At 63.5% G+C, this 24,989-nt stretch carries 27 protein-coding genes and 1 tRNA gene; 19 read left to right on the top strand and 9 right to left on the bottom strand.

Annotation, left to right across the window (positions count from 1 at the left end):
• Nucleotides 1-7: 7 nt before the first annotated feature.
• Nucleotides 8-1,576: a carboxylesterase family protein gene (locus tag WJU17_RS01230; RefSeq protein ID WP_346325529.1), complete on the top strand. Its 1,569-nt coding sequence runs from the start codon at nucleotides 8-10 to the stop codon at nucleotides 1,574-1,576.
• A gap of 73 nt (nucleotides 1,577-1,649) precedes the next feature.
• Here the strand turns inward: WJU17_RS01230 and scpA are convergent, their stop codons facing one another.
• A complete protein-coding gene (gene scpA, locus WJU17_RS01225) occupies nucleotides 1,650-3,797 on the bottom strand; it encodes a methylmalonyl-CoA mutase (protein ID WP_346325528.1) in 2,148 nt (715 codons plus the stop codon).
• A 144-nt stretch (nucleotides 3,798-3,941) separates the two neighbouring features.
• Nucleotides 3,942-5,246: an NADH:flavin oxidoreductase/NADH oxidase family protein gene (locus WJU17_RS01220; protein WP_346325527.1), complete on the bottom strand. Its 1,305-nt coding sequence runs from the start codon at nucleotides 5,244-5,246 to the stop codon at nucleotides 3,942-3,944.
• Between the two features lie 154 nt (nucleotides 5,247-5,400).
• Here WJU17_RS01220 and WJU17_RS01215 point away from each other — a divergent pair, with 154 nt between their 5' ends.
• The 8 genes from WJU17_RS01215 to WJU17_RS01180 all read left to right on the top strand — a co-directional run bounded on the left by WJU17_RS01215 (nucleotide 5,401) and on the right by WJU17_RS01180 (nucleotide 11,792).
• Nucleotides 5,401-5,628 carry a hypothetical protein gene (locus tag WJU17_RS01215; RefSeq protein ID WP_346325526.1) on the top strand — a complete coding sequence of 76 codons (228 nt, stop codon included), beginning with the start codon at nucleotides 5,401-5,403 and terminating at the stop codon, nucleotides 5,626-5,628.
• 15 nt (nucleotides 5,629-5,643) lie between these two features.
• Nucleotides 5,644-6,012, top strand: a complete 369-nt coding sequence (locus tag WJU17_RS01210) for a type II toxin-antitoxin system death-on-curing family toxin (RefSeq protein WP_346325525.1) — start codon at nucleotides 5,644-5,646, stop codon at nucleotides 6,010-6,012.
• Nucleotides 6,013-6,127: 115 nt separating this feature from the next.
• Entirely contained in the window at nucleotides 6,128-8,695 is a 2,568-nt protein-coding gene (locus tag WJU17_RS01205) for a helicase-related protein (RefSeq protein WP_346325524.1), read from the top strand.
• 11 nt (nucleotides 8,696-8,706) lie between these two features.
• The gene (locus WJU17_RS01200; RefSeq protein WP_346325523.1) at nucleotides 8,707-9,027 is read left to right on the top strand and encodes an RNA-binding S4 domain-containing protein; all 321 of its coding nucleotides are present in this window, start codon (nucleotides 8,707-8,709) and stop codon (nucleotides 9,025-9,027) included.
• A gap of 43 nt (nucleotides 9,028-9,070) precedes the next feature.
• Nucleotides 9,071-9,526: a TerB family tellurite resistance protein gene (locus tag WJU17_RS01195; RefSeq protein WP_346325522.1), complete on the top strand. Its 456-nt coding sequence runs from the start codon at nucleotides 9,071-9,073 to the stop codon at nucleotides 9,524-9,526.
• 21 nt (nucleotides 9,527-9,547) lie between these two features.
• The gene (gene fdxA, locus WJU17_RS01190) at nucleotides 9,548-9,880 is read left to right on the top strand and encodes a ferredoxin FdxA (RefSeq protein ID WP_346325521.1); all 333 of its coding nucleotides are present in this window, start codon (nucleotides 9,548-9,550) and stop codon (nucleotides 9,878-9,880) included.
• A gap of 313 nt (nucleotides 9,881-10,193) precedes the next feature.
• A complete protein-coding gene (locus WJU17_RS01185) occupies nucleotides 10,194-10,709 on the top strand; it encodes a CarD family transcriptional regulator (RefSeq protein ID WP_346325520.1) in 516 nt (171 codons plus the stop codon).
• 189 nt (nucleotides 10,710-10,898) lie between these two features.
• Nucleotides 10,899-11,792, top strand: coding sequence for an RNA polymerase factor sigma-32 (locus WJU17_RS01180; RefSeq protein WP_346325519.1), 894 nt, complete (start codon nucleotides 10,899-10,901; stop codon nucleotides 11,790-11,792).
• A 33-nt stretch (nucleotides 11,793-11,825) separates the two neighbouring features.
• Here the strand turns inward: WJU17_RS01180 and WJU17_RS01175 are convergent, their stop codons facing one another.
• The gene (locus tag WJU17_RS01175; protein ID WP_346325518.1) at nucleotides 11,826-12,650 is read right to left on the bottom strand and encodes a thermonuclease family protein; all 825 of its coding nucleotides are present in this window, start codon (nucleotides 12,648-12,650) and stop codon (nucleotides 11,826-11,828) included.
• Nucleotides 12,651-12,975: 325 nt separating this feature from the next.
• Between WJU17_RS01175 and WJU17_RS01170 the strand changes: the two genes are divergently transcribed.
• Nucleotides 12,976-13,052, top strand: a tRNA-Arg gene (locus WJU17_RS01170).
• Between the two features lie 540 nt (nucleotides 13,053-13,592).
• Entirely contained in the window at nucleotides 13,593-14,411 is an 819-nt protein-coding gene (locus WJU17_RS01165; RefSeq protein ID WP_346325517.1) for a S1/P1 nuclease, read from the top strand.
• A gap of 56 nt (nucleotides 14,412-14,467) precedes the next feature.
• Here the strand turns inward: WJU17_RS01165 and WJU17_RS01160 are convergent, their stop codons facing one another.
• From WJU17_RS01160 to WJU17_RS01145, 4 genes are all read right to left on the bottom strand, one after another.
• Nucleotides 14,468-14,872 carry a GFA family protein gene (locus WJU17_RS01160; RefSeq protein WP_346325516.1) on the bottom strand — a complete coding sequence of 135 codons (405 nt, stop codon included), beginning with the start codon at nucleotides 14,870-14,872 and terminating at the stop codon, nucleotides 14,468-14,470.
• 52 nt (nucleotides 14,873-14,924) lie between these two features.
• Complete coding sequence (locus WJU17_RS01155; protein WP_346327365.1) at nucleotides 14,925-16,172, bottom strand: sensor histidine kinase; 1,248 nt, start codon at nucleotides 16,170-16,172, stop codon at nucleotides 14,925-14,927.
• An 80-nt stretch (nucleotides 16,173-16,252) separates the two neighbouring features.
• Nucleotides 16,253-16,915 carry a response regulator transcription factor gene (locus WJU17_RS01150; protein WP_346325515.1) on the bottom strand — a complete coding sequence of 221 codons (663 nt, stop codon included), beginning with the start codon at nucleotides 16,913-16,915 and terminating at the stop codon, nucleotides 16,253-16,255.
• Nucleotides 16,915-17,232: a PepSY domain-containing protein gene (locus WJU17_RS01145; protein WP_346325514.1), complete on the bottom strand. Its 318-nt coding sequence runs from the start codon at nucleotides 17,230-17,232 to the stop codon at nucleotides 16,915-16,917. Before WJU17_RS01145 ends, WJU17_RS01150 begins: the two co-directional genes overlap by 1 nt.
• Before the next feature lie 110 nt (nucleotides 17,233-17,342).
• On the opposite strand from WJU17_RS01145, the gene WJU17_RS01140 reads away from it, so the two are divergent.
• The 7 genes from WJU17_RS01140 (at nucleotide 17,343) to WJU17_RS01110 (ending at nucleotide 22,109) form a co-directional block, all read left to right on the top strand.
• The gene (locus tag WJU17_RS01140; RefSeq protein ID WP_346325513.1) at nucleotides 17,343-17,654 is read left to right on the top strand and encodes a PepSY domain-containing protein; all 312 of its coding nucleotides are present in this window, start codon (nucleotides 17,343-17,345) and stop codon (nucleotides 17,652-17,654) included.
• 75 nt (nucleotides 17,655-17,729) lie between these two features.
• Nucleotides 17,730-18,119 carry a PRC-barrel domain-containing protein gene (locus WJU17_RS01135; RefSeq protein WP_346325512.1) on the top strand — a complete coding sequence of 130 codons (390 nt, stop codon included), beginning with the start codon at nucleotides 17,730-17,732 and terminating at the stop codon, nucleotides 18,117-18,119.
• 38 nt (nucleotides 18,120-18,157) lie between these two features.
• A complete protein-coding gene (locus WJU17_RS01130) occupies nucleotides 18,158-18,889 on the top strand; it encodes a DUF72 domain-containing protein (RefSeq protein ID WP_346325511.1) in 732 nt (243 codons plus the stop codon).
• Between the two features lie 73 nt (nucleotides 18,890-18,962).
• Complete coding sequence (locus tag WJU17_RS01125) at nucleotides 18,963-19,748, top strand: SDR family oxidoreductase (RefSeq protein ID WP_346325510.1); 786 nt, start codon at nucleotides 18,963-18,965, stop codon at nucleotides 19,746-19,748.
• A 131-nt stretch (nucleotides 19,749-19,879) separates the two neighbouring features.
• Nucleotides 19,880-21,058, top strand: coding sequence for a Tet(A)/Tet(B)/Tet(C) family tetracycline efflux MFS transporter (gene tet, locus WJU17_RS01120; RefSeq protein WP_346325509.1), 1,179 nt, complete (start codon nucleotides 19,880-19,882; stop codon nucleotides 21,056-21,058).
• A gap of 120 nt (nucleotides 21,059-21,178) precedes the next feature.
• Entirely contained in the window at nucleotides 21,179-21,763 is a 585-nt protein-coding gene (locus tag WJU17_RS01115; protein WP_346325508.1) for a hypothetical protein, read from the top strand.
• A 127-nt stretch (nucleotides 21,764-21,890) separates the two neighbouring features.
• Nucleotides 21,891-22,109, top strand: coding sequence for a hypothetical protein (locus WJU17_RS01110; RefSeq protein ID WP_346325507.1), 219 nt, complete (start codon nucleotides 21,891-21,893; stop codon nucleotides 22,107-22,109).
• On the opposite strand, the gene WJU17_RS01105 is transcribed toward WJU17_RS01110, so the two are convergent.
• Together WJU17_RS01105 and WJU17_RS01100 are read right to left on the bottom strand one after the other, a co-directional pair.
• Nucleotides 22,106-23,578, bottom strand: coding sequence for a D-alanyl-D-alanine carboxypeptidase (locus WJU17_RS01105; RefSeq protein ID WP_346325506.1), 1,473 nt, complete (start codon nucleotides 23,576-23,578; stop codon nucleotides 22,106-22,108). The two genes, WJU17_RS01110 and WJU17_RS01105, sit on opposite strands and share 4 nt — an antisense overlap.
• Nucleotides 23,579-23,760: 182 nt before the next feature.
• Nucleotides 23,761-24,207, bottom strand: coding sequence for a nuclear transport factor 2 family protein (locus tag WJU17_RS01100; RefSeq protein ID WP_346325505.1), 447 nt, complete (start codon nucleotides 24,205-24,207; stop codon nucleotides 23,761-23,763).
• 138 nt (nucleotides 24,208-24,345) lie between these two features.
• Between WJU17_RS01100 and WJU17_RS01095 the strand changes: the two genes are divergently transcribed.
• Complete coding sequence (locus tag WJU17_RS01095) at nucleotides 24,346-24,972, top strand: CoA pyrophosphatase (RefSeq protein ID WP_346325504.1); 627 nt, start codon at nucleotides 24,346-24,348, stop codon at nucleotides 24,970-24,972.
• The last annotated feature ends 17 nt before the right edge of the window (nucleotides 24,973-24,989 follow it).

The raw sequence follows: 24,989 nt of genomic DNA, 5'->3' as shown, positions 1-24,989 counted from the left end.
GGTACAGATGGCCAGACCGACGCTATTCGGGCTGATGATCACCGCAGTCATCGGCTATGGCGCTTCGGCACATGCCGCCCCGGAAATCGTGCTTGCCGAGGGGCGGATCGCCGGTACCGTCATCAACGGCTATGAGGCCTATCTCGGCATACCCTATGCCGCTCCGCCCATCGGCAACCTCCGCTGGCGCCCACCGCAAGCCGTCAAGCCATGGAGCGGCGTTCTCGATGCCAGCGATTTCGGCGCCGTCTGCCCTCAGCCGGTGATGCTTGGCGCTGCGCCGGACGGTCCTCGCATGGACGAGGATTGCCTGAGCATCAATGTCTGGTCGCCGCCGGAGTCGGCCGGCAAGAAATTGCCCGTCATGGTTCAGATCCATGGCGGCGCGTATTTCCTGGGATCGTCACGCAAGCCGCTCGATCAAGGCATCACCGGACTGTCCAGGCGCGGCATCGTCCTCGTGTCGATGAACTACCGACTGGGCCGGCTGGGGTTTTTCGCGCATCCCGCGTCCGCTAGGGAGCATCCGGACGAGCCCACCGCCAATTACTGGCTGATGGATCAGATCGCGGCGTTGGAATGGGTGAAGCGCAACATCGGCCATTTCGGCGGCGACCCGGAGAATGTCACGATCTTCGGCGTTTCGGCCGGTGGTACCAGCGTCAATGCGCTGGTCGCCTCGCCCAAGGCGCGCGGCCTGTTCGCCAAGGCGATCGTGCAATCGGGCGGCGGCCTTTTCAACTCGAGCACCGCGCTCGCCGATGCCCATAAGGTGGGTCTGGAGGTGGCGGCGCGTGCAGGCGCACCCGGCGATGATCCCACGGCACTGGCGAAACTGCGCTCGCTCACGGCCGAACAGATCCTTGGCAACGAACAGGGGCCGCCCGCCTATGGCCCAGTGGTCGACGGCACATTGCTGACGGCCCCCATCGCCGAGTCCTTCGCGAAAGGCGACATCGCGCGGGTGCCATATCTGTCCGGCTCGACCAGCGACGAGTTCAGCGTCTTCGGCCTGATGGGCTTCACCGGCGAAACACTGAAGGAAAAATTCGGCATCCAGCTGGACACGGTGCGGCCCGCCTACGAACCGGATGGCCCGTTGCGCGAGGACGACCTGGTGTCGCAAGTCGGCACGGACTTCATCTTCACCGCGGGCTCGCACGGGCTCGCCAGCATGGCTGCTCGGACGGGCGCACCCGTCTATGTCTATCGGCTCGACTATCTGGGCGACGAGTGGCGCGGCACACTCACTGGCGTGCCCCATGGCGGCGACCAGATGTACGTCTTCGGCGTGGACTACAGGCCGGAAGGCAAAGCATCGGACGGCACATACCTTGCCCACCCAAGCGACAAGGACCGGCGCACCGCCGCCATGATACAGACCTACTGGACCAATTTCGCCAAGACGGGCGATCCCAACGGCGAGGCGTTGCCGGCGTGGCCCCGGTATGAAGGCGCCGATCCCCAGACCCTGGTCATCGACGATGACACGGCGGCGGCGCAGGATTTCCGGAAGGCACAGCTGTCGGTATGGTACCGGATGTGGGAGCAGCAGACCGGCCTGTCGGTCGAGTAGGGCCCGCCCGAACGCAAAAGCCCCGCGCGGCATAGCCGCGCGGGGCTTTGCTTTCTTCTGCGAAAGACGGCGCTTACGCGGCCGCTCGCTTCTTGTCGAGCAGGCCGAGGATTTCGGCGGCGGCGTTGGGAATATTGGTGCCCGGGCCATAGACGGCGGCAACGCCGGCGTCATACAGCGCATCGTAATCCTGCGGCGGAATGACGCCGCCGCAAACAACCAGGATATCGCCCGCGCCCTGCTTCTTCAGTTCCCCGATCAGCGCCGGCACGAGGGTCTTGTGGCCGGCGGCCTGCGAGGACACGCCGATCACATGCACGTCGGCTTCGACGGCCTGGCGGGCGGCTTCCTCGGGGGTCTGGAACAGCGGGCCCACATCGACGTCGAAGCCGATATCGGCGAAGGCGGTCGCGATGACCTTGGCGCCGCGGTCGTGACCATCCTGGCCCATCTTGACGACGAGCATGCGCGGCCGGCGGCCTTCGGCGGCGGCGAACGTCTCGATATCCTTCTGGATATTGGCGAAGCCTTCGTCGCCCTCGTACGCCGCGCCATAGACGCCGGAGATGGAGCGGATTTCGGCGCGGTGACGGCCGAACACCTTTTCCATGGCATCCGAGATCTCGCCCAGCGTGGCGCGGGCCCGTGCCGCGTTGACCGCCAGCTCGAGCAGGTTGGCATCGCCCGCCGCGCCCTCGGTCAGGGCGGCCAGCGCCGCCTGACAGGCGGCTTCGTCGCGGGTCTCGCGCACGTGCTTCAGGCGAATCACCTGGGACTCACGCACCTTGGTGTTGTCGATGTCCATCACCTCGAAAGGCTGCTCGCTGGACGGCTTGTACTTGTTGACGCCGACAACGACTTCCTCGCCGCGATCGATGCGCGCCTGCTTGCGGGCGGCGGCTTCCTCGATCTTCAGCTTGGGCATGCCGCTGTCGACGGCCTTGGTCATGCCGCCCAGGGCTTCCACTTCCTGGATCAGCTCCCACGCGGCATCCGCCAGCGACTTGGTCAGGCTTTCCACATAGTAGCTGCCACCCAGCGGGTCGATGACATGGGTGATGCCGGTCTCTTCCTGCAGGATCAGCTGGGTGTTGCGCGCCAGACGGGCCGAGAAGTCGGTCGGCAGCGCGACGGCTTCGTCAAACGCGTTGGTGTGCAACGACTGGGTGCCGCCGAAGGCCGCGGCCATGGCCTCGACCGTGGTGCGGATGATGTTGTTGTAGGCGTCCTTCTCGGTCAGCGACACGCCCGAGGTCTGGCAATGGGTGCGCAGCATCAGCGAACCCGGCTTCTTGGCGCCGAAATCCTTCATGATCCGCGCCCACAGCATGCGCGCCGCGCGCAGCTTGGCGACTTCCATGAAGAAGTTCATGCCGATGCAGAAGAAGAACGACAGGCGGCCGGCGAAGGCATCGACGTCCATGCCCTTGGCCTGGGCGGCGCGGACATATTCCATGCCGTCGGCCAGGGTGAAGGCCAGTTCCTGGAGCTGGGTCGCGCCGGCTTCCTGCATGTGGTAGCCGGAGATCGAGATCGAGTTGAACTTCGGCATGTTCTTGGCCGTGTACTCGATGATGTCGGCGATGATCCGCATGGAGGGCGTCGGCGGATAGATGTAGGTGTTGCGGACCATGAACTCCTTGAGGATGTCGTTCTGGATGGTCCCGGCCAGCTTGTCGGCCGATACGCCCTGCTCCTCGGCGGCGACGATGTAGAAAGCGAGCGTCGGGATCACGGCGCCATTCATGGTCATCGAGACCGACATCTTGTCGAGCGGGATCTGGTCGAAGAGAATTTTCATGTCCTCGACGCTGTCGATGGCCACGCCGGCCTTGCCGACATCGCCGACGACGCGCGGATGATCGCTGTCATAGCCGCGGTGGGTCGCCAGATCGAACGCGACCGACAAGCCCATCTGGCCGGCGGCCAGATTACGGCGGTAGAAGGCGTTGGACTCCTCGGCGGTCGAGAAGCCCGCGTACTGGCGCACGGTCCACGGACGGTTGGAATACATGGTGGCGCGCACGCCGCGGGTGAACGGGAAGAACCCGGGCAGGTTTTCGTCTTCCGCCATCGCCTCGAGATCCTCCGAGGTGTAGAGCGGCTTTACCGTGATGCCTTCGGGGGTTTCCCAGTCCAGATTGGCCAGCGGAGTCTGCCCCAGTTCCTTCTGGGCCAGCGCCTTCCATTCATCGACGGTGGGCTTCTTGGTATCCGACATCCCTGGTCTCCCTGAACACGCTTCCGTTCGTCACGTTAACATGACAAATCGATGGCAACCTATATTGGGGGCGGAGTATCGCCAAACCTGCTTCCGTGTCAAATCGCGCCGTTGCATGGGCGGCTGACGATGGCGCATGGCCTGCTATTCGGCAGGCGCCATATCGAGCGCGGCCTTGCGCCGCTCATTGGTCGCGGCCTCGTTTTCGTCATAAGCGCGGGCGGCCTCGAGGCAGCCCATGTCCAGCGCCGGTTCCTTGCCTTCACCCATGCGGATGATGTTGACGCAGAACCAGCCCTGCTGGCCATGCTGCTGCAGCAGGGACCGGTGCGAGGGGCTGAGATCGGGCGCCTCTTCCTCGCGCACGACCAGTGTGTGCTCATAGGCGGGCAGCGCGTCGATCTCGCCCCGGATCAGCTGGCCAGGGCACTCCGTGTCGCCGCACAGCGGCCGGGCGATGCCGACCACGTCGAGCGAGCCATCATTGAGCGCGGATTCCATGGCCTCGCGGGTCCGGAAGCCGCCGGTCACCATCAGCGGCATGGTCGCCGCGGGACGGATCGCCTTGGCGTATTCGACGAAATAGGCCTCGCGGGCGCGGGACGATTCCTTCAGCGGGTCCTGCCAGGTCCTGGCGCTGCCCTTCTGTCCGACCATGGCGGGCTGTTCATAGGTACCGCCTGAGACCTCGAGCAGGTCGATGCCCGCCTCGCCCAGCCAGCCGACGACCTGACGGCATTCATCCAGCGTGAACGCGCCCTGCTGGAAATCCGACGAGTTCAGCTTCACCGAAATGCCGAAATGCCTGCCGGTCGCCTCGCGGACCGTGCGGACGATGTCGAGCAGCAGCCGGGCGCGGTTCTCGATGGGACCGCCCCACTGATCGGTCCGGCGGTTGACCACGGGCGACAGGAAGTTGCTCAGGAGATAGCCGTGGGCGGCATGGATCTGCACGCCGGTAAAGCCGGTCGCCTTGGCCGTCTCGGCCACATGGGCGAAGCGGCGGATGATATCGACGATCTCGTCATGGGTCAGCGGAATGGGCGTGCCGAACGCCGCTTCGCTGGAGCCGAGCCGAACATCGGACGGCGCGCGCGGCCGGGCGCTGATCGAGGCCGGCTCCTGCCGGCCGGGATGATTGATCTGCATCCACAGCTCGGTGCCGCCGGTCCTGCCCGCCTCGGCATAGGCCTTCAGTTCGTCGAGGCCGCCATTGCCGTCGATCGCCACGTTGCCGGGACGCTCTAGGTGGTTGCGGTCGATCTGCACGTTGCCGGTCAGCGACAGGCCTATGCCGCCTTCGGCCCACCGCTTGTAAAGGACCGCATGCTTGCTGGTCGCCCGCAATTGCGGATCGGCCAGACCCTCGGTCATCGCCGCCTTGCACAGGCGATTGGGCAGCGTAATGCCGCATGGTAGATCGAGCGGCGTTCCCAGCGTGACAGTCATACGTGCATCTCCCCTTTTCGCCGAGGAGAATGGACGAGTGGTTACCGCCAAGTCAACGCGGGCGCGCAAGCGAGACAGGCAGAGACAAGGATGGCCACAATCGACACGACGCGCCATCTTGATGAATCCTGATACATCATGATAGAATTGGTGTATGAGTGATATGAAGCAAAAATTCTCGACCCAGGTTAATCCGGCGATCCTGCAGGAAGTGCGGGCTTTGGCCGATGCGGAAGGACGGCAACTTCAGGCGCTTATCGAAGAAGCCCTCGCAGATCTGATCGAGAAGCGTAAGCAGAGCTCACCGCGCAAGCACATCATGGCTCACTATAAGAACAGCGTTGAAAAATTCGGCCCGCTCTACGAACGGCTGGCCAAGTAGCCAAGCCTCAGAATCATGACCGACTATCTCACGGTCGCCGACATTCTGGCGATCCATGACGATCAGATCGAACGATATGGCGGCTCGCATGGCATCAGGGACATGGGCGCGCTTGAGTCCGCCCTGTTCCGCCCCCAAACGGGTTACTACGCCGACCTTGTCGAGGAAGCAGCCGCCCTATGGGAAAGCCTCGCACAGAATCACCCGTTCATAGACGGTAACAAGCGCGTCGCGTTCGCGGGAACCTACGTGTTCCTCGCCGTCAATGGTCTGACCATCGAGGCGGATCCGTTGAAGGCATACGAGTTTATCAACGGCCTCTATGAAAACCGCGACTTCCGCTTCGAACATCTTGTCATATGGCTTCGCGCGCACACCGCATAGGCAACCGTCACGATAATTTCTGTTGCCTGCGCCGCCCAATGGGCAAATATAGAGTCCAGATGACTCAGGTCCCCCATATATGCCCGCGGGGCCGGCAGTTGGGCCACGGAGCGGGATGAAGAACGATCAGGACGATAGGCGCCTGGTCGCCGTCCTCGGTCCCACTAACACTGGCAAGACTCACTTCGCGATCGAACGCATGCTGGGGCATAGCTCCGGCATGATCGGCCTGCCGCTGCGCCTGCTGGCGCGGGAAGTCTATGACAAGATCTGCGCCATGCGCGGGCCCGCCCATGTGGCGCTGGTGACCGGCGAGGAAAAGATCGTCCCGCGCCATCCGTCCTACTGGGTCTGCACCGTCGAGAGCATGCCGCTGGACAAGGACGTGGCGTTTCTCGCTATCGATGAAATCCAGCTGTGCGCCGACGAGGAGCGCGGCCACACCTTCACCGACCGCCTGCTGCACGCGCGAGGCCGCGAGGAAACCATGTTCATGGGCGCCGAGAGCATGGCCCGCATGGTGCGTCGGCTGCTGCCCGATTGCGAGATCATCAACCGCACGCGGTTTTCCCATCTCACCTATGCCGGCTCGAAGAAGCTGACCCGCCTGCCCCGCCGCAGCGCCATCGTCGCCTTCACCGCGCGGGACGTCTATTCCATCGCCGAGCTGATCCGCCGGCGCAAGGGCGGCGCCGCCATCGTCATGGGTGCGCTGTCGCCGCGGACCCGCAACGCCCAGGTCGAGATGTACCAGAATGGCGAGGTGGACTATATCGTCGCCACCGATGCCATCGGCATGGGCCTCAACATGGCGATCAACCATGTGGCGTTCGCCTCGCTGACCAAGTTCGACGGCATCCGCCACCGCAGCTTGCTGCCACAGGAAGTCGCCCAGATCGCTGGCCGCGCCGGACGCCACATGAATGACGGCACCTTCGGCGTGCTCAGCGACGCGGGCGGCGACTTCGGCGGCCGCGACCCGATGATGGAGCCCGAAATCATCGAGGCCGTCGAACAGCATCGGTTCACGCCGATCGAGAAGCTGCAATGGCGCAACGCCGCCTTCGACTACGCCTCGCTGCCACGGCTGATCGCCAGCCTGGAAAAGCCTCCCAGCATCGCCGGGCTGCTGCGGGCGCGCGAGAGCGAGGATCTCGCCGTGCTGAAGGCGCTGGCAGGCGACGAGGAGATCCGGAGCGCCGCGACTCATCGCGCGGCCATCTCCCGCCTCTGGGAAGTCTGCCAGGTACCGGATTTCCGCAAGACCATGGCGGACGAACACGCGCAGCTGGTCAAGAAGCTGTTCCTGCATCTGATGGAAGAGAACGGCAAGCTGCCCGAGGACTGGATCGCGTCGCAGGTCAAGCGGTTGGACCGGACCGACGGCGACATCGACACGCTCGCGACCCGCATCGCGCACACACGCACCTGGACCTATATCGCCAACCGGCCGGACTGGATGAACGATCCGGCTCACTGGCGCGGCGAGACCCGCAAGATCGAGGACCGGCTCTCGGACGCGCTGCATGAACAGCTGACCCTGCGGTTCGTGGACAAGCGCTCGGCCATGCTGATGAAGCGCATGCAGTCGGACGAGAGGCTGTTCGCGGCGGTCGATCCCCAGAGCGATGTGCTGGTGGAAGGCCATTATGTCGGGCGGCTCAACGGCCTGGTATTCGACGTGGACGAGACAGCGCGCGGCGCCGAGGGCAATGTGTTGCTCAACGCCGCCAGCCGGGCACTGCGCCGTGAAGTGGCCGGACGGGTCCAGCGTATCCGTGACGGCGCCGATACGGCATTCAGCCTGACGCCAGAAACCGGCGACATTTCGTTCGCCGGCGGGGTGATCGGACGCCTGAGCAAGGGCGGAACGCCGCTGAGCCCGCGCGTCGAGGTGATCGCCGGCGACTTTCTGGAAGCGGCTGAACGCACCGCTGTCGCCGCCAGGCTGTCCACATGGTGCGAAACACATCTGCGGCGTGCGATGGCGCCGTTGTTCCGGCTGAAGGACGCGCTGGATGCGTCCGACAAGAACACGGGCGAGGCCCTCACCGGGCTGGCACGCGGCATCGCCTTCCGCCTCGTGGAGGCGCTCGGCACCATGCCGCGCGATGCCGCGGCCGAGGACATCCGGAAGCTTGCGCCGCGGGAGCGCTGGCAGCTGCGGTCGCTGGGCGTGAAATTCGGCGAAGCCAGCATTTTCATTCCCGCGGTGCTGAAGCCCGGCGTCACCCGCCACCGTCTGATGTGCTGGCGGGTGTTCAATCGGCTGCGCGACGTGCCGCAACCGCCCGCGCCGGGCCTCACATCGCTGGTCGCCGCGCAGGTCCCGGACGGCTTCTATGAAATGGCGGGCTACCGGGTCATCGCGGGGCGGGCCGTGCGGCTCGACATGCTCGAGAAGGTGGCCGAAGCCGCACGGACTCGTCACGAGGCCGGCGCGCTGAAGGCCGACCGCGACCTGACCGCGTTCGTCGGCTGCCGGGGCGAGGCGTTCAACGCCATCCTTGCCTCCCTGGGCTATCGAGGCCAGGCGGCCGATGACGGCGAGATCATCTTCGTGCGGCAGCGCAAAGAGCACCGCAAACATACCCTCAAGGCGACACGGCAGATGCGTGAGCGCGACGAGCATTCGCCATTCGCCGGATTGAAGGCACTTAAAACCGCACTCGGGACAGGCTAGACGGAGACCCCATGCACGAGATGGCCCTGCGCGTCGATAAATGGCTCTGGTACGCACGCTTCTACAAGAGTCGATCCCTGGCCGCAAAACACATCCAGGCCGGCGACATCAGGGTCAACCGACAGCGTATATCGAAGGCGAGCGCCATCCTGAGGATCGGCGACGTCCTTACCTTCGCGCAGGGTGACCTGATCCGGGTGATCGAGGTCGTCGCCCTGGGTGAGCGGCGGGGGCCGGCCCCGGAAGCACGGGCGCTTTACCATGATCTGGCGCCGTCCGCCGGCTGCGCCATGGGCGGCAACCTTACGGTACCGATGGGCGCCGCGGAATGATCCGCGAGTTGCGGCACCGTGCCGGGCATGTTACCGGAATGCGATGATCGACGCCCTCAAAGCCCTCTTCACCGCGGCGCCGCGCAGCGTCGTTCCGCACAGCCAGGACATTCACGTCGCCGCCGCCGTCCTGCTGGTTGATGCCGCCTGCATGGATGGCGAGTTCAACGACGCCGAGCGCGAGACGGTCACGACGATTCTGCAGCGCCATTTCGGACTGACTTCGGAGGCCGCCACGAACCTTGTCACTATGGCCGAGGCCAAGCAGGACAAGGCGAGCGATCTCAACCGCTACACCCTTACGGTCAAGAGTGAATTCAGCGAAGCGCAGCGCGTGGAACTCGTTGAACTGCTTTGGGAAGTGGTGTATGCGGACGGCGAACTACACGCCTATGAAGCAAATCTGTTGCGCCGAATCGCGGGGTTGCTCTACGTTTCCGACCGTGAACGAGGGGAAGCGCGCAAGCGGGTGCTCAGCCGGCTGGGCGTGTCAGAATAAAAAAGGCTCAAGGAGACCGCGATGGCTTACGTCGTGACCGAAGCTTGCATCAAGTGCAAGTACACTGACTGCGTTGAAGTGTGCCCGGTGGACTGCTTCTACGAAGGGGAAAACATGCTCGTCATCAATCCCGACGAGTGCATCGACTGCGGGGTTTGCGAACCCGAGTGCCCGGCCGAGGCGATCATGCCGGACACGGAAGACGGCATCGACCAGTGGGTCGAGCTGAACGCCAAATATTCCAAGGAATGGCCCAACCTGACTGAAAAGAAAGAGGCCCTTCCCGACGCCGACGACGCCAAGGGCGAGAGTGACAAGTTCGAGAAGTATTTTTCGTCGAATCCCGGCGCCTGAGACGTCTCGACCTGAACGCATAAGCGTTATGTGAGAAAAGCATCCCCGATCCTTGAATTCGGGGGTGCTTTTTTTACGATTTTATGATACCCATAGCCGTCGCGTCGTGACAAATCGGCGTAAGTCGATGTCCCTTGTTGCGGGGTGCGCGTCTCCCGTTTCGGTGAGAACCGGTCGTCCAACGAGGCGACAGTACAGCAATCATCCGGTCAGTGCGGCAGCAGCCGCCGGGCGGGAGTTGCTGTCAACTGCCGGCACTATCCGGCACGGCCACCAACCCGGGACTTTGGAGAGAGATGGCAAGATGGATAGCATGACCACCAAGAAGCTGGATGCGTCGAAGAAGAAGTTCCGCAAGGGCGAGCATATCGTCTATCCGGCGCATGGCGTCGGCCGGATCGTTTCCATCGACAAGGAAACCATCGCGGGCACGGAACTGGAACTATACGTCATTGAATTCGATAAGGAAAAGATGACGCTGCGGGTTCCGATCGCGAAAGTTGACCAGTTGCAGATGCGCAGTCTCGCATCGCCCGACATCATGAAGACGGCCCTCACCACGCTGCGCGGCCGTGCCCGCGTCAAGCGGACCATGTGGAGCCGCCGCGCGCAGGAATACGAAGCCAAGATCAATTCGGGCGATCCCGTGTCCATTGCCGAAGTCGTGCGCGATCTGCACCGCGCGGACGACCAGCCGGAGCAATCCTACAGCGAACGCCAGATTTATGAATCGGCCCTTGGCCGTCTGGCTCGCGAGGTTGCCGCGGTTGAAAAGATCGACGAGCGTTCGGCGATCGAGAAACTGGAAAAGACACTCAAGGCGGCATAAAGCAAGCTCGCACATCGCGTTTGCAGAAAGGCCCGCCTCCGGCGGGCCTTTTTTCGTCTCATCACCTTAAATTGAACGCCGCCATACCCATATCATATTAGAATTGGTCCAAACTGCTCGCCACACCGTAAGAATGGATAGCGGTTCGTCCGCGCCGACGCAGGAGGGAGCGACAGTAGGAGGTCCACCATGGATCTGAATCCACAGCGTATCGACCAAAGGCTGGTCAAGGCAGCCACGGATGCCCGTCTCCTGGGAAAAGAGGAGGAATTCGATCTGGCCCGTCGGTGGCGGGACGATCACGATCACGCCGCCTTGCAGCAGCTGATGGGTGCTTATCTACGTCTCGTCATCAGCATGGCGAGCAAATATCGTCATTATGGGCTGCCCGCGAACGATCTCGTGCAGGAAGGCTGCCTCGGACTCATCCAGGCCGCCGACCGTTTCGAACCGGAACGGGACATCCGCTTCTCGACCTATGCCAGCTGGTGGATCAGGTCGGCCATCCAGGATTACGTCCTGCGCAACTGGTCGATCGTCCGGACCGGCACCACCGCCGCGCAGAAGAAGTTGTTCTTCAACCTGCGCCGGCTGCGGAGCCTGATCGGACAGAGCACGGGCAATGACAGCGCCGCGCCGATTTCCGCGGAAACACGCCAGCGGATCGCCACCCAACTGGGCGTGAAGCAGCAGGAAGTCGATTACATGGAAGCGCGCCTCACCGGCGGCGACCAGTCGGTCAACGCGCCTGTCGGCGAGGAAGGCGACAACGAATGGCAGGACTATATCGCGGACGACCGGGCGATTCCGGAAGACGCGGTGATGACCGCCCATGACACGCAGATCCGTCTCGGCTGGCTGAAGCAGGCCATGGAGACGCTGACCGAGCGCGAGAAGCTGATCATCCAGGAACGCCGCCTGGGTGAAGAGTCGGTAACGCTCGCCGTGCTGGGAGACCAGCTGGGCATCAGCAAGGAGCGTGTCCGCCAGATCGAGCATCAGGCGCTGGGCAAGCTGCGCAAGGCGTTGCTGCGGCTCGTCGGCGGCGACCCGCACAGGGTCGGACTGATCCCGTCGACATAATGGAATTGGGGAGGGCCTTGGCCCTCCCCTTTTTTATCGGCGCTGGTCAGACCCGCCGTCCAACACTTCCAGTTGTTCGGGATGAGTGAGCTCGACCATCGGGCCGTTGTAGCTCTTGAGCCACCCGCGCACCCGGACGGTCCTGCCCTCGAGCGACACGGGGTCGTCGCCTTGTCTGGCAAGCGCGCGCTTGACCTTGGCCGGCACCATGATGGTGAAATCGGTCTTCCAGTCCTCGCCGAAGTTCAGGTAGACACGGCCCTTGACCTCCGCCGCGTCGACGACCTTGCCTTCCACGAGCTGAAAGGTGTTGAGCGCCTTGATCGCGCCCGCTGGCGTCAGCACCGCGTAATAGGGATGCCGCCAGATGCCGCGCCGGGCGGCGCGCGCCTCGCGCTCGAGGCCTCGCATGGACGATGCCAGCATGCGATTGTCCGGGAAGGTATACATGCGGGCCCAGCCCAGCCGCAGCATCTCGCCCTGAACCCACAGACCGTCATCGCGGCTGAGGTGTGCCAGCGTGCGCTGCCAGCGGTCCGTCGGCGTGGTTGCGGGATGCAGGGTCAGGCGTTTGTTGAGGACCAGTTCCTCGAGCGCGCGTTTTGCTTCTCGGGCCAGCGGCCATTCCCTGAAGTTGGGACGATCGAGCGGCAGCTTCGGGGCCTGAAGGCCGACCAGACGAACCGTCACGCCATTGTCGAGAACCAGGGTATCGCCGTCGGTGACCGACACGACGCGCGCCTGTCCAGTTCCCGTCGTCGCATCCGCCGGCAGGGTGGCGAAGGCCGCGGCGATCCCTGGCCGTGCGACCATGACGGTTGCGAGCAGGAGTGCCGCGAAGAAAGAACTGAGTTGCATGAGATCGAGACTAGCATCCGCGGCGCGGTGCGTCAGTTGAAGACGGCGCCCAAGACCAGATAAGCGAGCACGATCACGACCAGCACGGGCAGGATGAGCCCGCGCAAGAATGACAGCAGAACCGAATCCATGTTTCCTAACCCCCTGAACACGCCGTACATAGCGGGCTCGGGAAACTGGATAGCGTCGGAGTTCGGCGACAATATGGCGAATACCGCTCCGCTTTGTGCGCCCCGCGCGGCGCAGGAGGAAAAGCATCCCCTCGCCGGCCAACAGGCACCCAAGCGTTGTCCGGCCCCGCGATTTCCGCTATCTCTCCATCGGGGCGCCCGTAGCTCAGCAGGATAGAGCACAGGATTCCTAATCCTGGGGTCGTGAGTTCGAATCTCGCCGGGCGCACCATTACCGACAAAGCCGTCCCCCCTAAGGTAGGGGGCCACCTGTTTCATCAATAATTGCTGATTATCAGCCGAAATTATTGAAAGTACTGAACTAATTTCCGATGGTGGCGTTGTCTCCCTTGATGGGTAGACAGGTTGAATTATCGTGATCGAGCATGTCAAAGAGAAGCGGGATCCGACCCTGGGCTGTAACGAGCGGCGCAATCTCGCGCGCAATCTGGGATTGCTGTACGGCAAGTCGGAGGATACGCCCCTTCCCGACCGGTTTCGGGCGCTGTTGAAAGAGTTGGACGACAAGGAGAGCGCTGCGTGTGCCCCGGCGTCTCACCGTCCAACAAAGCGGGACAAACCTCGGCAATAATCCTTCCAAGGGTACTACACGCGCGCCCTCGGCAAAGGCGTCCCCATTCCATGCCAGTTTGCCGCCCCTGCCCACCGACCAGATCGTCTCAATGGTCGATGAGGGCAATTCACGGTTTCCCCGGACCCCCGCGACTATATAGAACTATAGATGGGGACGACATTCGAACCGAGGAGCACCATGCGCGCCATATCCTTCCGCCTTCCCACACTCGCCCTTGCCGCGGCGGTTCTCTGGTCCGGGCCAGTCGCGGCCTGGGAACGCGACGGCCATCGGATCATCGCCCTGATCGCCGCTCCTTACCTGACGCCGGCGGCCAAGACACAGGTGCAGGAGCTGTTGGGAGGCGACCCCGTCGCGACCATGATGTCGGCGGCCGGCTGGGCGGACGAAATTGTCGCCAACCGTCCTGAAACCAAGAGTTGGCATTACGCCCCGGTTCCCGTCGACCAGCCCGCCTACGATCCGGCCCGCGACTGTCCGGATGGAAACTGCGTCGTGGCCCAGACGGAGCGGGCTTACCTGACCCTGGCCGACAAGACCCAGCCGAAGGCGGCCCGCGCGGACGCCCTGAAATTCCTGATCCACCTGGTTGGCGACATCCACCAGCCGCTGAACTGCGGCGACAACGGCACCAACCGAGGTAACGACATCAAGGCGACGGTGGATGGCAAGGACACGACGCTGTACGCGCTCTGGGAAACCGCCATCGTCCCGGTCATGGGGTCCGACCCGACCGCTCTGGCGACCAGGTTCAGGAAGAACATCACACTCCAGCTGCGCAAGAGCTGGTTCACGGGCAGCGTGCGCGACTGGTGCTGGGAATCGGCGCAGGTCGCCAAGACCGGTGCCTATGACGATCTGCGCGGCGCGGCCACCGACAATGGCAGGATCATCATCTCGGGCGACTATCCGTACGAGAAAGCGAACATCGCCTCCACCCAGATGAAGAAGGCCGGCGTCCGCCTGTCCGGTCTGATCAACCAGGCCCTGAAGTAGCGCCAGGTCCCGAGGGCCGAAGCCTGACGCGGCACAGAGCGGTCGGAGCTCTCGTCCTAGCCGGGGAAGCGCTCGAAGGCGGGCAGTCCTTCGGGAATCGTGTGGAAGGCCTGTTTGTCGATGGTGAAGATCGCCATGTCAGGCCCGCCGAACAGCGACGGATCATCAAATGTGCCGACCTTCAGGATCACGCCCGGAAAGCCCTTGGCGCGGGTCAGGATATGGGTGCCGCACTCCGGGCAGAACTCGCGTGTCACGGGGCGCGGGATATCGGAGCGAGAGAATTGCTTGGGCTCACCCTTGGTGTAAGCAAAGCCATCAAGGGGCATGCCGACGATCACATTGGGTGATCCGCCCGAGATATACTGGCATTCGCGGCAATGGCACTGAGCCTTCAGCACGGGCTCACCCTCGGCCGCATAGCGCAGCCCGCCGCAATAGCATCCGCCTTCGATCTTCATGATGTCCCTCCCCGGTTCACCCCGACTGTAATCGGCTCCGGCGCGGCTGTCATCACCAGCGCAGGGTCACCCGCAAACCGCCAAGCGGCGAGATGTCGAGCGCCAGCGAACCGCCCGTCGCCTCGGTAAGCTCGCGGGCGATGGCAAGACCCAGTCCATGACCACCACCGACTTCATCCAGCCTGCCGCCACGGGTCAGCGCCTCGGCCTGGCGGGTCTCGGCGATGCCCGGCCCGTCATCCTCGATGCACAGCCAAGTCTTGCCATCCGCTGTCCCGCCCGTCGCAAGCACGCGCCGCCGCGCGAACTTCACGGCGTTCTCCAACAGTGTTCCCAGTATCTCGCTCAGATCCTCGGCGGGAACAGAAATCCGCAGGCCTTCTGGGATGTCGAGTTCGCAGTCTGTCCGCATGCCCTTTTCCGTGCGCTCCAGAACGGCAGCGATCCGTTCGGCAACGGCCAGCGGGAATGCATCTGCGGCCTGCGGCGCCAGCCGGGACGCCGCGGCACGGGCGCGGGCGAGTTCCGCCTCCACCGCCGCACCGGCCGCGCCAATGACACGGTCGAGTCCGTCCGCGGCCTCGGTATTTCCTGCGCCGCGAATCCGGCGGCTCTGCGCCGCGAGCGCCGCCAGCGGCGTTTTCAGCGCGTGGGCAAGATCGGCGGCGCGTTGGCGGGCCCGTTTCAGGTCGCTCTCGCGCGCCGATGCCAGGTCGTTGATGGCGTCGGTCAGCTGGCGGACCTCCGAGGGATACTGACCGCCCATCCGAGCCGACGGATGGCGGCGTAACGCGGCCAGTTCCTCGCGCACCCGCCGGAACGGCCGCAGTCCAAGGCGCACCTGCAGCCAGGCAGCCGCCAGCAAGACCGTCCACAGCAGCGCCATGAACACCGCCAGCTCCCGCGCAAACTCGGCGCGCGCGTGACGGACGGCGGTATCGTCATGCGCGAGCTGAACCAGCAGAGGCACGCTTTTGCCGATCTGTACCCTTCGCTCCAGTACCAGCACCGGTCTCTCGAACGGTCCTTCGATCTTACGGAGCCGCCATTCCGCGGCGGGCGCCTCGTGCGCGGTAGGCAAAAGCTGATCCCAAAGTGAGCGCGAACGCAATGTTCTTGCACCGGTTACCTGCCAATACAGGCCGCTCAAGGGCTTGGAGAACCGAGGGTCGGTCGGCTGACGCTGGAGCCGTGGCGAGCCGTCAGGACCGACCTGAAGACCCGCGATCAATTGCACGCCATCGCGCTTGAGTTCCTCGGCGATACCGCGTTCGACGTGGCGCTGAAACAACAGGATCATCACCACGGACGCGACCGCCAACGCGGTGAAAACGGCCAGCCCTGCTCCCAGCAGAAGCCTGAGCCGCAGAGATCCGGGAGTCATGCCCCGTCCACCAGAAGATAGCCAAAGCCGCGCCGCGTCTCGATGGCCGAGGCACCAATCTTGCGCCGCAGCCTGACGATGAGGGCCTCGATGGCGTTGGTGTCTCCGGCTTCTTCCGCGCCGTAAAGGTGTTCCGCCAACTCGCCTGCGGGTACCGCGCGCCGAGGCTGGTGCGCAAGGTAGTTGAGCAGCCGGAATTCAAGCTGCGACAGCTTCACCGGTACGCCATTCACCTCTACCGACCCTCGCCGGGTATCGATGCGCAACCGGCCGATGGCGAGGACCGGAGCCGCATGACCCGCCATCCGTCGAACGAGCGCGCGCACCCGGGTAATGAGTTCTCCCATCTCGAAGGGCTTGCCGAGATAGTCGTCGGCTCCGGCCTCAATTCCGTCGACCTTTTCCGTCCAGTCGCCGCGCGCCGACAGGATAAGCACGGGCAGATTACGGCCATTGGCGCGCCAGCGTTGCAGGACGGTAAGGCCGTCGAGGCGAGGCAGCCCCAAATCCAGCACCGCGATGTCGTAATCCTCGACATCGCCCTTGAACCACGCTTCCTCGCCATCACTCGCCACATCGACCACGAAGCCGACGGCTTCCAGACCCCGGGCGATGTCGAGCGCGACATCCGGATCATCCTCGATCACCAAAGCGCGCATCAATCGTCCTCGATTTTCAGAAGGGCCCCGTCTCTCGCGTCCAGATGAATTTCGCGCACCTGTCCTGACCGGGTGAGCACCTTCAACTCGTAGACCAGACGACCATCCTCCTCATCGAGGTCGACATCGATGATGTCGCCGGGCTGATAACGCCCGGCAATAGCCAGGATCGTGGCCAACGGCAAGGCGGCGCCGCGCCCTAACGCGTCCCGCGCCAGATCATGTTCAGAATAGTAGTCGTCGTCCCAGTCGTCATCGGCGTTGACGGGATTCGCGGTCAGCAGACCGGCCAGGCATGCGAGCAGGATACGCTTCATCGGTTCCTTTTAGCCTTCGAAACCTGACAGGAACCTGACAGGTTGCGTCGGACCGATGTCAGGCGAGGGTTGCTAGAAACACGGTGTCACAGCAACCAGGAGACAGAATCATGACCATCGCAAGCAATCCCATCCGCGCCACCCTGCTCGCCATCGCCGCCGCCGGAGCACTCGCGGCGCCTGTCTGGGCCGATGATCGCGACGATGGCCCCTCCGGCCCCAGCGTCAACCCCTCCGGCTTCAGCATGGTCGAACGCGAGGCGCGAACCCAGGGTCTTCGCATCGAGGAGATCGAGATGGATGACGGCGTCTACGAGGTCGAAGGACGCGATGGCAAGGGCCGCGAGGTGGAACTGAAGATTCATCCGCAGACGGGCAAGGTGGTGTCGCGCGAGGTAGACGACGACCGTTTCGGCGACTGAAGCCCGCTCGGCCCAAGGTAGGAACCTCACACCCGCAACCGCGTTAGATAAGCTTTACAACAGGAAGGATTTCCCATGAAGAACCATATTGCAGTGGCCAGCGCCGCGCTGATGCTGAGCCTGGGTGGTACGCTGTCCGCCATGGCCCAAGCCCCGTCCGCTGCCGCCCCGGCCCTTGTGGAAGTGGACGATGATTCCCTGCAGGTCACGCCCTTCGGTATCAATGTCGATCAGCTGGAAGAGCTGGACGTGGTCACGCCGGCTGGTGATCGCATCGGCGACGTCGAAGAGGTGCTCGCGGACTCGACCGGCAAAATCGTCGCGGTCGTTGTCGAATATGGCGGGTTCATGGGCGTCGGGGAAAAGGAAGCGGTATTCCAGCTGAACTCCCTGAAACTCCAGAACAACAAGCTTGTCACGACCATGACCAAGCAGGAACTGGAAGCGCTGCCGAACTGGCCCTGAAGGAACGAGCCCCGCCGGCGCACGGCGGGGCTTCTTCCATGCCGCCGATGACGACATGTCGTATCGGAATCGCGGGCTGGGCGATCCGCTCGGAGCACCGGGATAATTTTCCTGGACCTGGAACGCATCTCGAGCGCTATGCGCGCCACTTCAACGCCGTCGAAATCAACTCGTCCTTCTACAGGCCTCACCAGCGCGCGACCTATGAAAGATGGCGGGAGTCTGTCCGAGATGGTTTTCGCTTCGCCGTCAAGACCCCCAGATCCATCACTCACGCTGCCCGCCTGCACGAGGCCGATAAACTTGTTGAGGACTTTCTGGAGCAAGCCCACGGGCTGAAAGAAAAGCTCGGCGTGCTACTCGTCCAGCTGCCTCCAAGGCTCGCGTTTTCAGCGGAGACAGCAGCGCGTTTCTTCGATTGCCTCCAAACACAAACGGACGCCCACGTGGCATGCGAGCCGCGTCACGCAAGCTGGTTCACCGAAGAAGCCGGCGACCTGCTCGCGCAGCGAGGGATCGCGCGCGTCGCCGCCGATCCCGCGCCATGTCCCGGTGCCGATGAGCCGGGCGGCTCCGAAAAACTGGTGTACTACAGGCTTCATGGCGCGCCTCGGATGTACTGGTCGCCCTATTCCGAGGCGGATTTGACCCGGATCGAGGCGCATCTGGGGCGACATGCGGAAAACGGCGCCAATACCTGGTGCATCTTCGACAACACGGCGGCGGGCGCGGCGACAACCAACGCCCTTGCCCTCACCAAACGGCTTTGACGCTTGACCCATCTTGCTTATTTGTCGCTCCCGCGTGACCCTGTTTTCTTACGAAACTGGGGAGTACGTGATCATGGGACAGCTTGACGGAAAAGTAGCCATCGTCACAGGCGCGGGACGGGGCATCGGCAAGGCGACCGCAATCACCTATGGACGTGAAGGCGCCAGGGTCGTGGTCGCCTCGCGAACGCCGGCCACCACCGAGGCCGTCGCGCGGCAGATCTGGGATGCAGGCGGCGAGGCCATCGGCATCGCCTGCGATGTCGGCCACAAGGACCAGATCTTCGCCATGGTCGATCAGGCCGTCGCGGCGTTCGGTCCCATCGATATCCTGGTCAACAACGCACAGGGCTTCGGGACCGAAGCCAATCCGCAAAAATCGACGGTGTTCGTCTCCGTGCAGGACACGGACGACGTGGAACTGGAGTATACGTTCCGGACAGGCGCGCAGGCGACCCTCTGGGCCATGCAGGCGGTTTTTCCGCACATGAAAGACCGGGGCGGCAAGATCATCAACTTCGCCTCGGCGGCGGGCATGACCGGCGACCCCGGCAATACCTCCTACAACATCGCCAAGGAAGCCATCCGGGTGATCACCCGCACGGCCGCGCGCGAATGGGGTCCGCTCGGCATCCAGGTCAATACCGTCAACCCCTTCCTGCGCACCGATGCGTGGGAGAACTGGGAAAAGGCCAGGCCCGAGGACGTGAGGAAATACGCGGACTCGGTGCCCATGAAGCGCCTGGGCGACCCGATGAAGGACGGCGGCCCGCTGATGGTGTTCCTCGCCAGTGACGGCAACTCGTACATGACCGGCTCCGATTTCAATCTGGATGGCGGCTGGGAAATTCACGCCTGAAGCACGGCGCCGTGTTCACGAAACCATCATCGATTTCCCATTAGATTTTACCGGGCGCGACCCTAGTTCCTGTAGGCTTTTGAGTGCCGCGCGATTGTGGACACCCAACAGGATATGTCCACGAGACCGTCATGAACAAAGCCCTGCTCGTCATTCTGGCCACGGTCACGCTGGATGCCATCGGCATCGGCCTGATCATGCCCATTCTGCCCAGCCTGCTGCGCGAGGTGGGCCACACCACCGAGATCGCCGGCACCTACGGCGTCCTGCTGGCCCTTTATGCGCTGATGCAGTTTATTTTCGCCCCGATCCTCGGCGCGCTCAGCGACCGCTTCGGCCGGCGGCCCATCCTGCTGATCGCGCTGGCGGGCGCGGCGGTCGATTACGTGGTGATGGCGCTGGCGCCCAATCTGGCGATCCTTTTCGTCAGCCGCGCGATCGCCGGCATCACCGGCGCCAGCATCGCCGTGGCCACGGCCTATATCGCCGATATCTCGATGCCCGACGAACGGGCGCGGCGCTATGGGCTGATGCAGGCATGTTTCGGTATCGGTTTCATCGCGGGCCCGGTCATGGGCGGACTGCTGGGCGAGCTGTCGCTGCGTTATCCGTTCCTGCTGGCCGCGGCGCTCAACGCGATCAACTTCCTCGTCGGATGGTTTGTCCTGCCCGAGTCCCATGCGGCGGACCGCAAGCCAGTCCGGCTGAAATCCCTGAACCCTTTTGGCTCCTTCCGCTGGGCGCTGAGCATCCGCGCGCTGCTGCCTCTGATCGCGATCTTTTTCACCATGCATCTGGTCGGCCAGATTCCAGGCTCGATTTGGGTGATCTATGGCGAGGACACGTTCGGCTGGGACACCTGGATGGTGGGCGTATCACTGGGGGCGTACGGTTTGTTCCACGCGATCGCCCAGGCCTTCCTCACCGGTCCGATCACGGCACGTCTGGGCGAGAAGCGTACGCTGGCGCTGGGCGTGGCGATCGACGGCACGGGCTTCGTGCTGATGGCATTCGCGACGCAGGGCTGGATGGTGTTCCCCATCCTGATGTTCCTCACGGCGGGCGGCGTCGGCGTGCCTGCGCTTCAGTCATTGGTCTCGCGGCAGGTCGGCGAGGACAAGCAGGGCGAATTGCAGGGCACCGTCGCCAGCCTGATGAGTCTGGCCTCGATCATCGGCCCGCTTGCGGTGACCGGCATCTATGCCGCGACCGCCGCCCATTGGAACGGCGCGATCTGGATCGTGGGAGCCTGCCTCTATCTCCTGTGCATTCCACCGCTGATGGCGGCCCGGAACACTCCGCGCGTGTGACGCGCGACGGCGTCACAGGCATTTGGAAAAACCAGCACGCATGACGCTTCCATTGAGGAGCGTGCAATGATTAGATTTCTCCGCGCCCGGGGAGAGCGCTGAGTATTGAAAGGGAGAGTGATGAGCAAGCCGAACGACCATGAAGTCGTCTCAATTTATCCGTACACGCCCGAGCAGCTGGACCGGCTGATGACCGACGCAAGGGAATGCGTGCTGATGTGGTCGACCAAGGATAACTGGCCCGTCGGCGTCTACCATTCTTTCATCTGGCGGAACGGACGCATCTGGATCACCTTCGCCGCGCACCGTCACCGCGCCGCCGCGATCAAGCGCAACCCGAAGGTCGCCGTCGCGGTCAGCGGCGTCGCCGGCGTGGAGCCGGATTGCCCCATGGGTTCGGCGACCGCCAAGGGCATCGGCATCTTCCATGATGACGATGAAACCAAGGCCTGGTTCTACCGGGCGCTGGCGGACAAGTCCCATCGTGGCGACAAGGCCCGCGCCGACCGCTTCGTCGAAACACTCAATTCGCCCATGCGGACGATCCTCGAGGTCATTCCGACGCAGTGGATCACGTTCGACAGCGGCAAATCGGCGCGGCACATGGACGGCACGTTGAATGATGACGAATTGGGTCCGCGGCTGACGTCGGATGCACAGCGCCTTGCCCGCGAACGGGAACAGCGGGGACTGGACAAGCGCTAGACTGGGTGTGACGGATGGCCGCTTCGGCGGCCATCGCGGCGTGCCTGCCCGTCGTGCACCTTGCGTTGAAGGAATATGCACGGTATGTCAGCACCAACCGTTGCCGCTATTCAGAATAGATATTGCCATGCATTTGGATACTAGAAAGCCCGTGTGTACCCGCGAGGCAAAACTTCCCGTGCGCATCATCTGCACCGATGCCCGCCTCCCAGGCGGGATTTCCATCGTCGCCTTGATCGAAGTCCGGCCGGGTGTTGAAACGGTCGCGACCTATACGGCCGAAGGGAGGTTCGGCGGCCCGGAAAACGGGCACGCCCTCGACCTGATAAACATTCTCGTAAACTAGTTGAGGCTCGCGGTGGCCGTGCCAGGGGCGACCAGAATGCAGCTGACCTTGCCGCGCTTCAGCTGGGTGCACGCCTGCTGCGCTTCATTCCGGCTGTTGAAGCCGACCAGCCTGGAGCGGTAGAGCGGCTTCTTGCCCTCGACAAGGCTGACTGCGGGGCTCACATGGTCAAGCGCATCGGACAGCTTGCCAACCACCGTCTGGGCGAACTGACGCGCGGCATCGCGCTTGGCGAACGCACCCACCTGAACGGCCCATCCAGCCGGGGTGTCCACATCGGCCGGCTCCGGCTCGTTATTGGTCATGGCCGAGGCGAGGCTGACGGTGGCCGGCTCCGACCTGGCTTCGCTGTCCGCGGCGGCCAGAGACGCCGCGCGCAACACCGCGGGATCAGCGGAAGCGACCTGATCGTCCAGGGTCTGCATGGTCACCGCGGGCTGAGCCACGGGCGTTCCATCCGGGGTGAAGCCGGCGACCTTGATGCGCTCGACCTTCGGTTCCGGCATCTCGATGACAGCAACCTTGTTGCCGGATTTGGCGTCGTCTTCCTTCACATACTCGACGCCGGGAAGATCGTTGCCCTTGGCCCGGGCAAAGCTGGCATCCATGATCTCGCCCATGTGCGCATCGCGCGAACGGGCAGTGGAACCGCCGAACACCACGCCGACCAGCCGGACGCCATCGCGCTCGGCGGCGGCGAGCAGATTGAACCCGGATGCGCCGATGAAGCCGGTCTTGATGCCGTCGGCGCCCTTGTAGTTGGCGACGAACCGATTGTGCGACGTGTGGGTGACACCGTTGAAGGTGAAGCTGCGGGTCTTGAAGTAATCGTATTGACGCGGGAAGTCGCGGTGGATGGCGATGCCGAGCAACGCCATGTCGCGCGGTGTCGAGATCTGCTCCTTGTTGGGCAGTCCGGACGCGTTGCGGAACAGCGTGTTGCGCATGCCCAGTTCACGCGCCTTGGCGGTCATCAGGTAACCGAAATCGCTTTCAGTGCCGCCGATGGACTCGGCAAGCACGGTGGCGACATCGTTCGCCGAGCGGGTAACCAGGGCGAGAATAGCGTCCTCGACACTGATCTTGCTGCCTGCGGGAAGGCCCAGCTTGCTGGGCGAGCGGCTGGCCGCCTCGCGCGAGAACGTCAGCTTCTGATCGAGGGTCAAGGTGCCGTTCTGAAGCGCTTCGAAGGTCAGATAAAGCGTCATGACCTTGGTCATGGAGGCCGGATACAGCTTCTTGTCGGCATTGCGGGAGTAAAGCACCTCGCCGGTCGCCTCATTGATGATGATGGCGCCGGTACCGATCTGGTAGGCGGGCTTCTTGGCTTTGGCGGTCTTGCTCTTGTGCGTCTTGGCCTCGGCTACGGGCGCGGCCGCGACACCGATGGTGAGCAGTCCCGCGATGACAAGAACGTTGGCCTTGATGATCTTCGCCGCAAAACGACGTCCGAATGCCCTGAAAAGCACCCCTACCCTCCCTTTGACCGCCCTACTCCACGAGCAATTTGATGATGTCAAAAGAGTCTTATGTTTCGCGGGTTTGTGCAAGCTAAAGTTAAAGTGAAGACTCAGGAAGCGTCATATTTCCGCCACCGGGCGCAGCATGGTACCGCAGCGCGGCCCCTCATTAGGCCGCAGCACCGAAACGATCAGACGCGGAACGTCCCGAGATCGCGTTTGGGCCACAGGAAGTGCAGACGCGTCCGGTGAATCAGCCACTCGTCGCCCACCTTACGGTATTCGTCGTCGTAAATACCAAACAGGATCAACGGATTCTCCGTGCCCACGGCGGTCCGGAGGTCGAGCAGATACCACCGCCCTGTCGCGCGGTCTTCGCCGTTCAACTGGATGAACGGGTTGGTCACGGCGTGGAGCACGTTGAAAATGCCGCCATACCTCGACATGAACTTGCCATAGTTCGCATGGATCGCCGGACGACCGACCCAGTCGCCGCCGTAATCGGGACCGAACTCGCAGACGGCGTCGTCGGTGAAGAGGGCGGCCAGCTTGTCGACCTCACCGCCATCGTAGTAATGCGAATAGAGATGCCGCGTGGTCTTGATCTTCTCGATCTCAAGCAGGTCGTCGATCGTCATGCCAGTCCTCGTTCAATCTACGGCAGAACCATAGCTCGCCCCTCCCCGCCGCTGGCAAGAACAAATCGTTCACGCGTGCTTGTTGTCCCTTCACAAGCGTTTCGGCTTGGGGCAGTTTGGCGGCCGAAGGAGCATTCCATGCCATACGACTTTCACGACCGCTTCCGCGACGCCATAGGCACCAATCTGGCAGCCTTTCCCCATGAGCAGATCGACACGCAAGGCATGCGCCACGCTGCCGTGGCGCTGACCATCCTGGCGGGCGACACGCCCGAGGACGGCGCCTCCATGCTGCTGACACGGCGCACCTCCAAGCTGAACAAGCATGCAGGACAGTGGGCTTTGCCGGGCGGACGGATCGACCCGGGCGAAGACGCGTTCCAGGCGGCGCTCCGCGAGATGCGCGAGGAGATCAACCTGGAACTGGACGAGACTCATTTCCTCGGCCGGCTCGACGATATTTCATCCCGCTCGGGCTACGTCATCTCGCCTTATGTCTTCTGGGCGACCGACACCTCCGCCATGACGCCCAACCCGGACGAAGTCGCGTCGATCCATCGCATCCCGCTTGGCCTTTTCGAAGGTGTGGACGCTGTCCAGTTCATCGATGTCGAGGGGCAGATCGAGAAGATGTTGCGTCTGCAGCTCGGACCGCACCGCATCCATTCTCCGACGGGCGCGTTCCTGCTACAGCTTTGGGAAGCCGGCGTTCATGGCCGGCCCACCAGGGTGAAACAGCACCTGCATCCCGACTGGTCGAAATAGCGCCGTTCATCGATCCG

The organism is Iodidimonas sp. SYSU 1G8 (assembly GCF_039655775.1).
GTDB lineage: Bacteria > Pseudomonadota > Alphaproteobacteria > SMXS01 > SMXS01 > RI-34.
The sequence above is the reverse complement of the archived record's forward strand: the minus strand, read 5'-3'. Positions and strand labels throughout refer to the sequence as shown.

Excerpts from the sequence above, each read along its gene's own strand:
- WJU17_RS01095 (WP_346325504.1), top strand. The coding sequence starts at position 24,346 with ATGCCATACGACTTTCACGACCGCTTCCGCGACGCCATAGGCACCAAT.
- WJU17_RS01210 (WP_346325525.1), top strand. The coding sequence starts at position 5,644 with ATGACCGACTATCTCACGGTCGCCGACATTCTGGCGATCCATGACGAT.
- WJU17_RS01160 (WP_346325516.1), bottom strand. The coding sequence starts at position 14,872 with ATGAAGATCGAAGGCGGATGCTATTGCGGCGGGCTGCGCTATGCGGCC.
- WJU17_RS01115 (WP_346325508.1), top strand. The coding sequence starts at position 21,179 with ATGAGCAAGCCGAACGACCATGAAGTCGTCTCAATTTATCCGTACACG.
- WJU17_RS01195 (WP_346325522.1), top strand. The coding sequence starts at position 9,071 with ATGATCGACGCCCTCAAAGCCCTCTTCACCGCGGCGCCGCGCAGCGTC.
- WJU17_RS01135 (WP_346325512.1), top strand. The coding sequence starts at position 17,730 with ATGAAGAACCATATTGCAGTGGCCAGCGCCGCGCTGATGCTGAGCCTG.
- WJU17_RS01150 (WP_346325515.1), bottom strand. The coding sequence starts at position 16,915 with ATGCGCGCTTTGGTGATCGAGGATGATCCGGATGTCGCGCTCGACATC.
- WJU17_RS01140 (WP_346325513.1), top strand. The coding sequence starts at position 17,343 with ATGACCATCGCAAGCAATCCCATCCGCGCCACCCTGCTCGCCATCGCC.
- WJU17_RS01230 (WP_346325529.1), top strand. The coding sequence starts at position 8 with ATGGCCAGACCGACGCTATTCGGGCTGATGATCACCGCAGTCATCGGC.
- WJU17_RS01200 (WP_346325523.1), top strand. The coding sequence starts at position 8,707 with ATGCACGAGATGGCCCTGCGCGTCGATAAATGGCTCTGGTACGCACGC.
- WJU17_RS01145 (WP_346325514.1), bottom strand. The coding sequence starts at position 17,232 with ATGAAGCGTATCCTGCTCGCATGCCTGGCCGGTCTGCTGACCGCGAAT.
- WJU17_RS01180 (WP_346325519.1), top strand. The coding sequence starts at position 10,899 with ATGGATCTGAATCCACAGCGTATCGACCAAAGGCTGGTCAAGGCAGCC.
- WJU17_RS01165 (WP_346325517.1), top strand. The coding sequence starts at position 13,593 with ATGCGCGCCATATCCTTCCGCCTTCCCACACTCGCCCTTGCCGCGGCG.
- WJU17_RS01125 (WP_346325510.1), top strand. The coding sequence starts at position 18,963 with ATGGGACAGCTTGACGGAAAAGTAGCCATCGTCACAGGCGCGGGACGG.
- tet (WP_346325509.1), top strand. The coding sequence starts at position 19,880 with ATGAACAAAGCCCTGCTCGTCATTCTGGCCACGGTCACGCTGGATGCC.
- WJU17_RS01130 (WP_346325511.1), top strand. The coding sequence starts at position 18,158 with ATGCCGCCGATGACGACATGTCGTATCGGAATCGCGGGCTGGGCGATC.
- WJU17_RS01175 (WP_346325518.1), bottom strand. The coding sequence starts at position 12,650 with ATGCAACTCAGTTCTTTCTTCGCGGCACTCCTGCTCGCAACCGTCATG.
- WJU17_RS01155 (WP_346327365.1), bottom strand. The coding sequence starts at position 16,172 with ATGATCCTGTTGTTTCAGCGCCACGTCGAACGCGGTATCGCCGAGGAA.
- WJU17_RS01110 (WP_346325507.1), top strand. The coding sequence starts at position 21,891 with ATGCATTTGGATACTAGAAAGCCCGTGTGTACCCGCGAGGCAAAACTT.
- WJU17_RS01205 (WP_346325524.1), top strand. The coding sequence starts at position 6,128 with ATGAAGAACGATCAGGACGATAGGCGCCTGGTCGCCGTCCTCGGTCCC.
- WJU17_RS01185 (WP_346325520.1), top strand. The coding sequence starts at position 10,194 with ATGACCACCAAGAAGCTGGATGCGTCGAAGAAGAAGTTCCGCAAGGGC.
- WJU17_RS01215 (WP_346325526.1), top strand. The coding sequence starts at position 5,401 with ATGAGTGATATGAAGCAAAAATTCTCGACCCAGGTTAATCCGGCGATC.
- fdxA (WP_346325521.1), top strand. The coding sequence starts at position 9,548 with ATGGCTTACGTCGTGACCGAAGCTTGCATCAAGTGCAAGTACACTGAC.
- WJU17_RS01220 (WP_346325527.1), bottom strand. The coding sequence starts at position 5,246 with ATGACTGTCACGCTGGGAACGCCGCTCGATCTACCATGCGGCATTACG.
- WJU17_RS01100 (WP_346325505.1), bottom strand. The coding sequence starts at position 24,207 with ATGACGATCGACGACCTGCTTGAGATCGAGAAGATCAAGACCACGCGG.
- scpA (WP_346325528.1), bottom strand. The coding sequence starts at position 3,797 with ATGTCGGATACCAAGAAGCCCACCGTCGATGAATGGAAGGCGCTGGCC.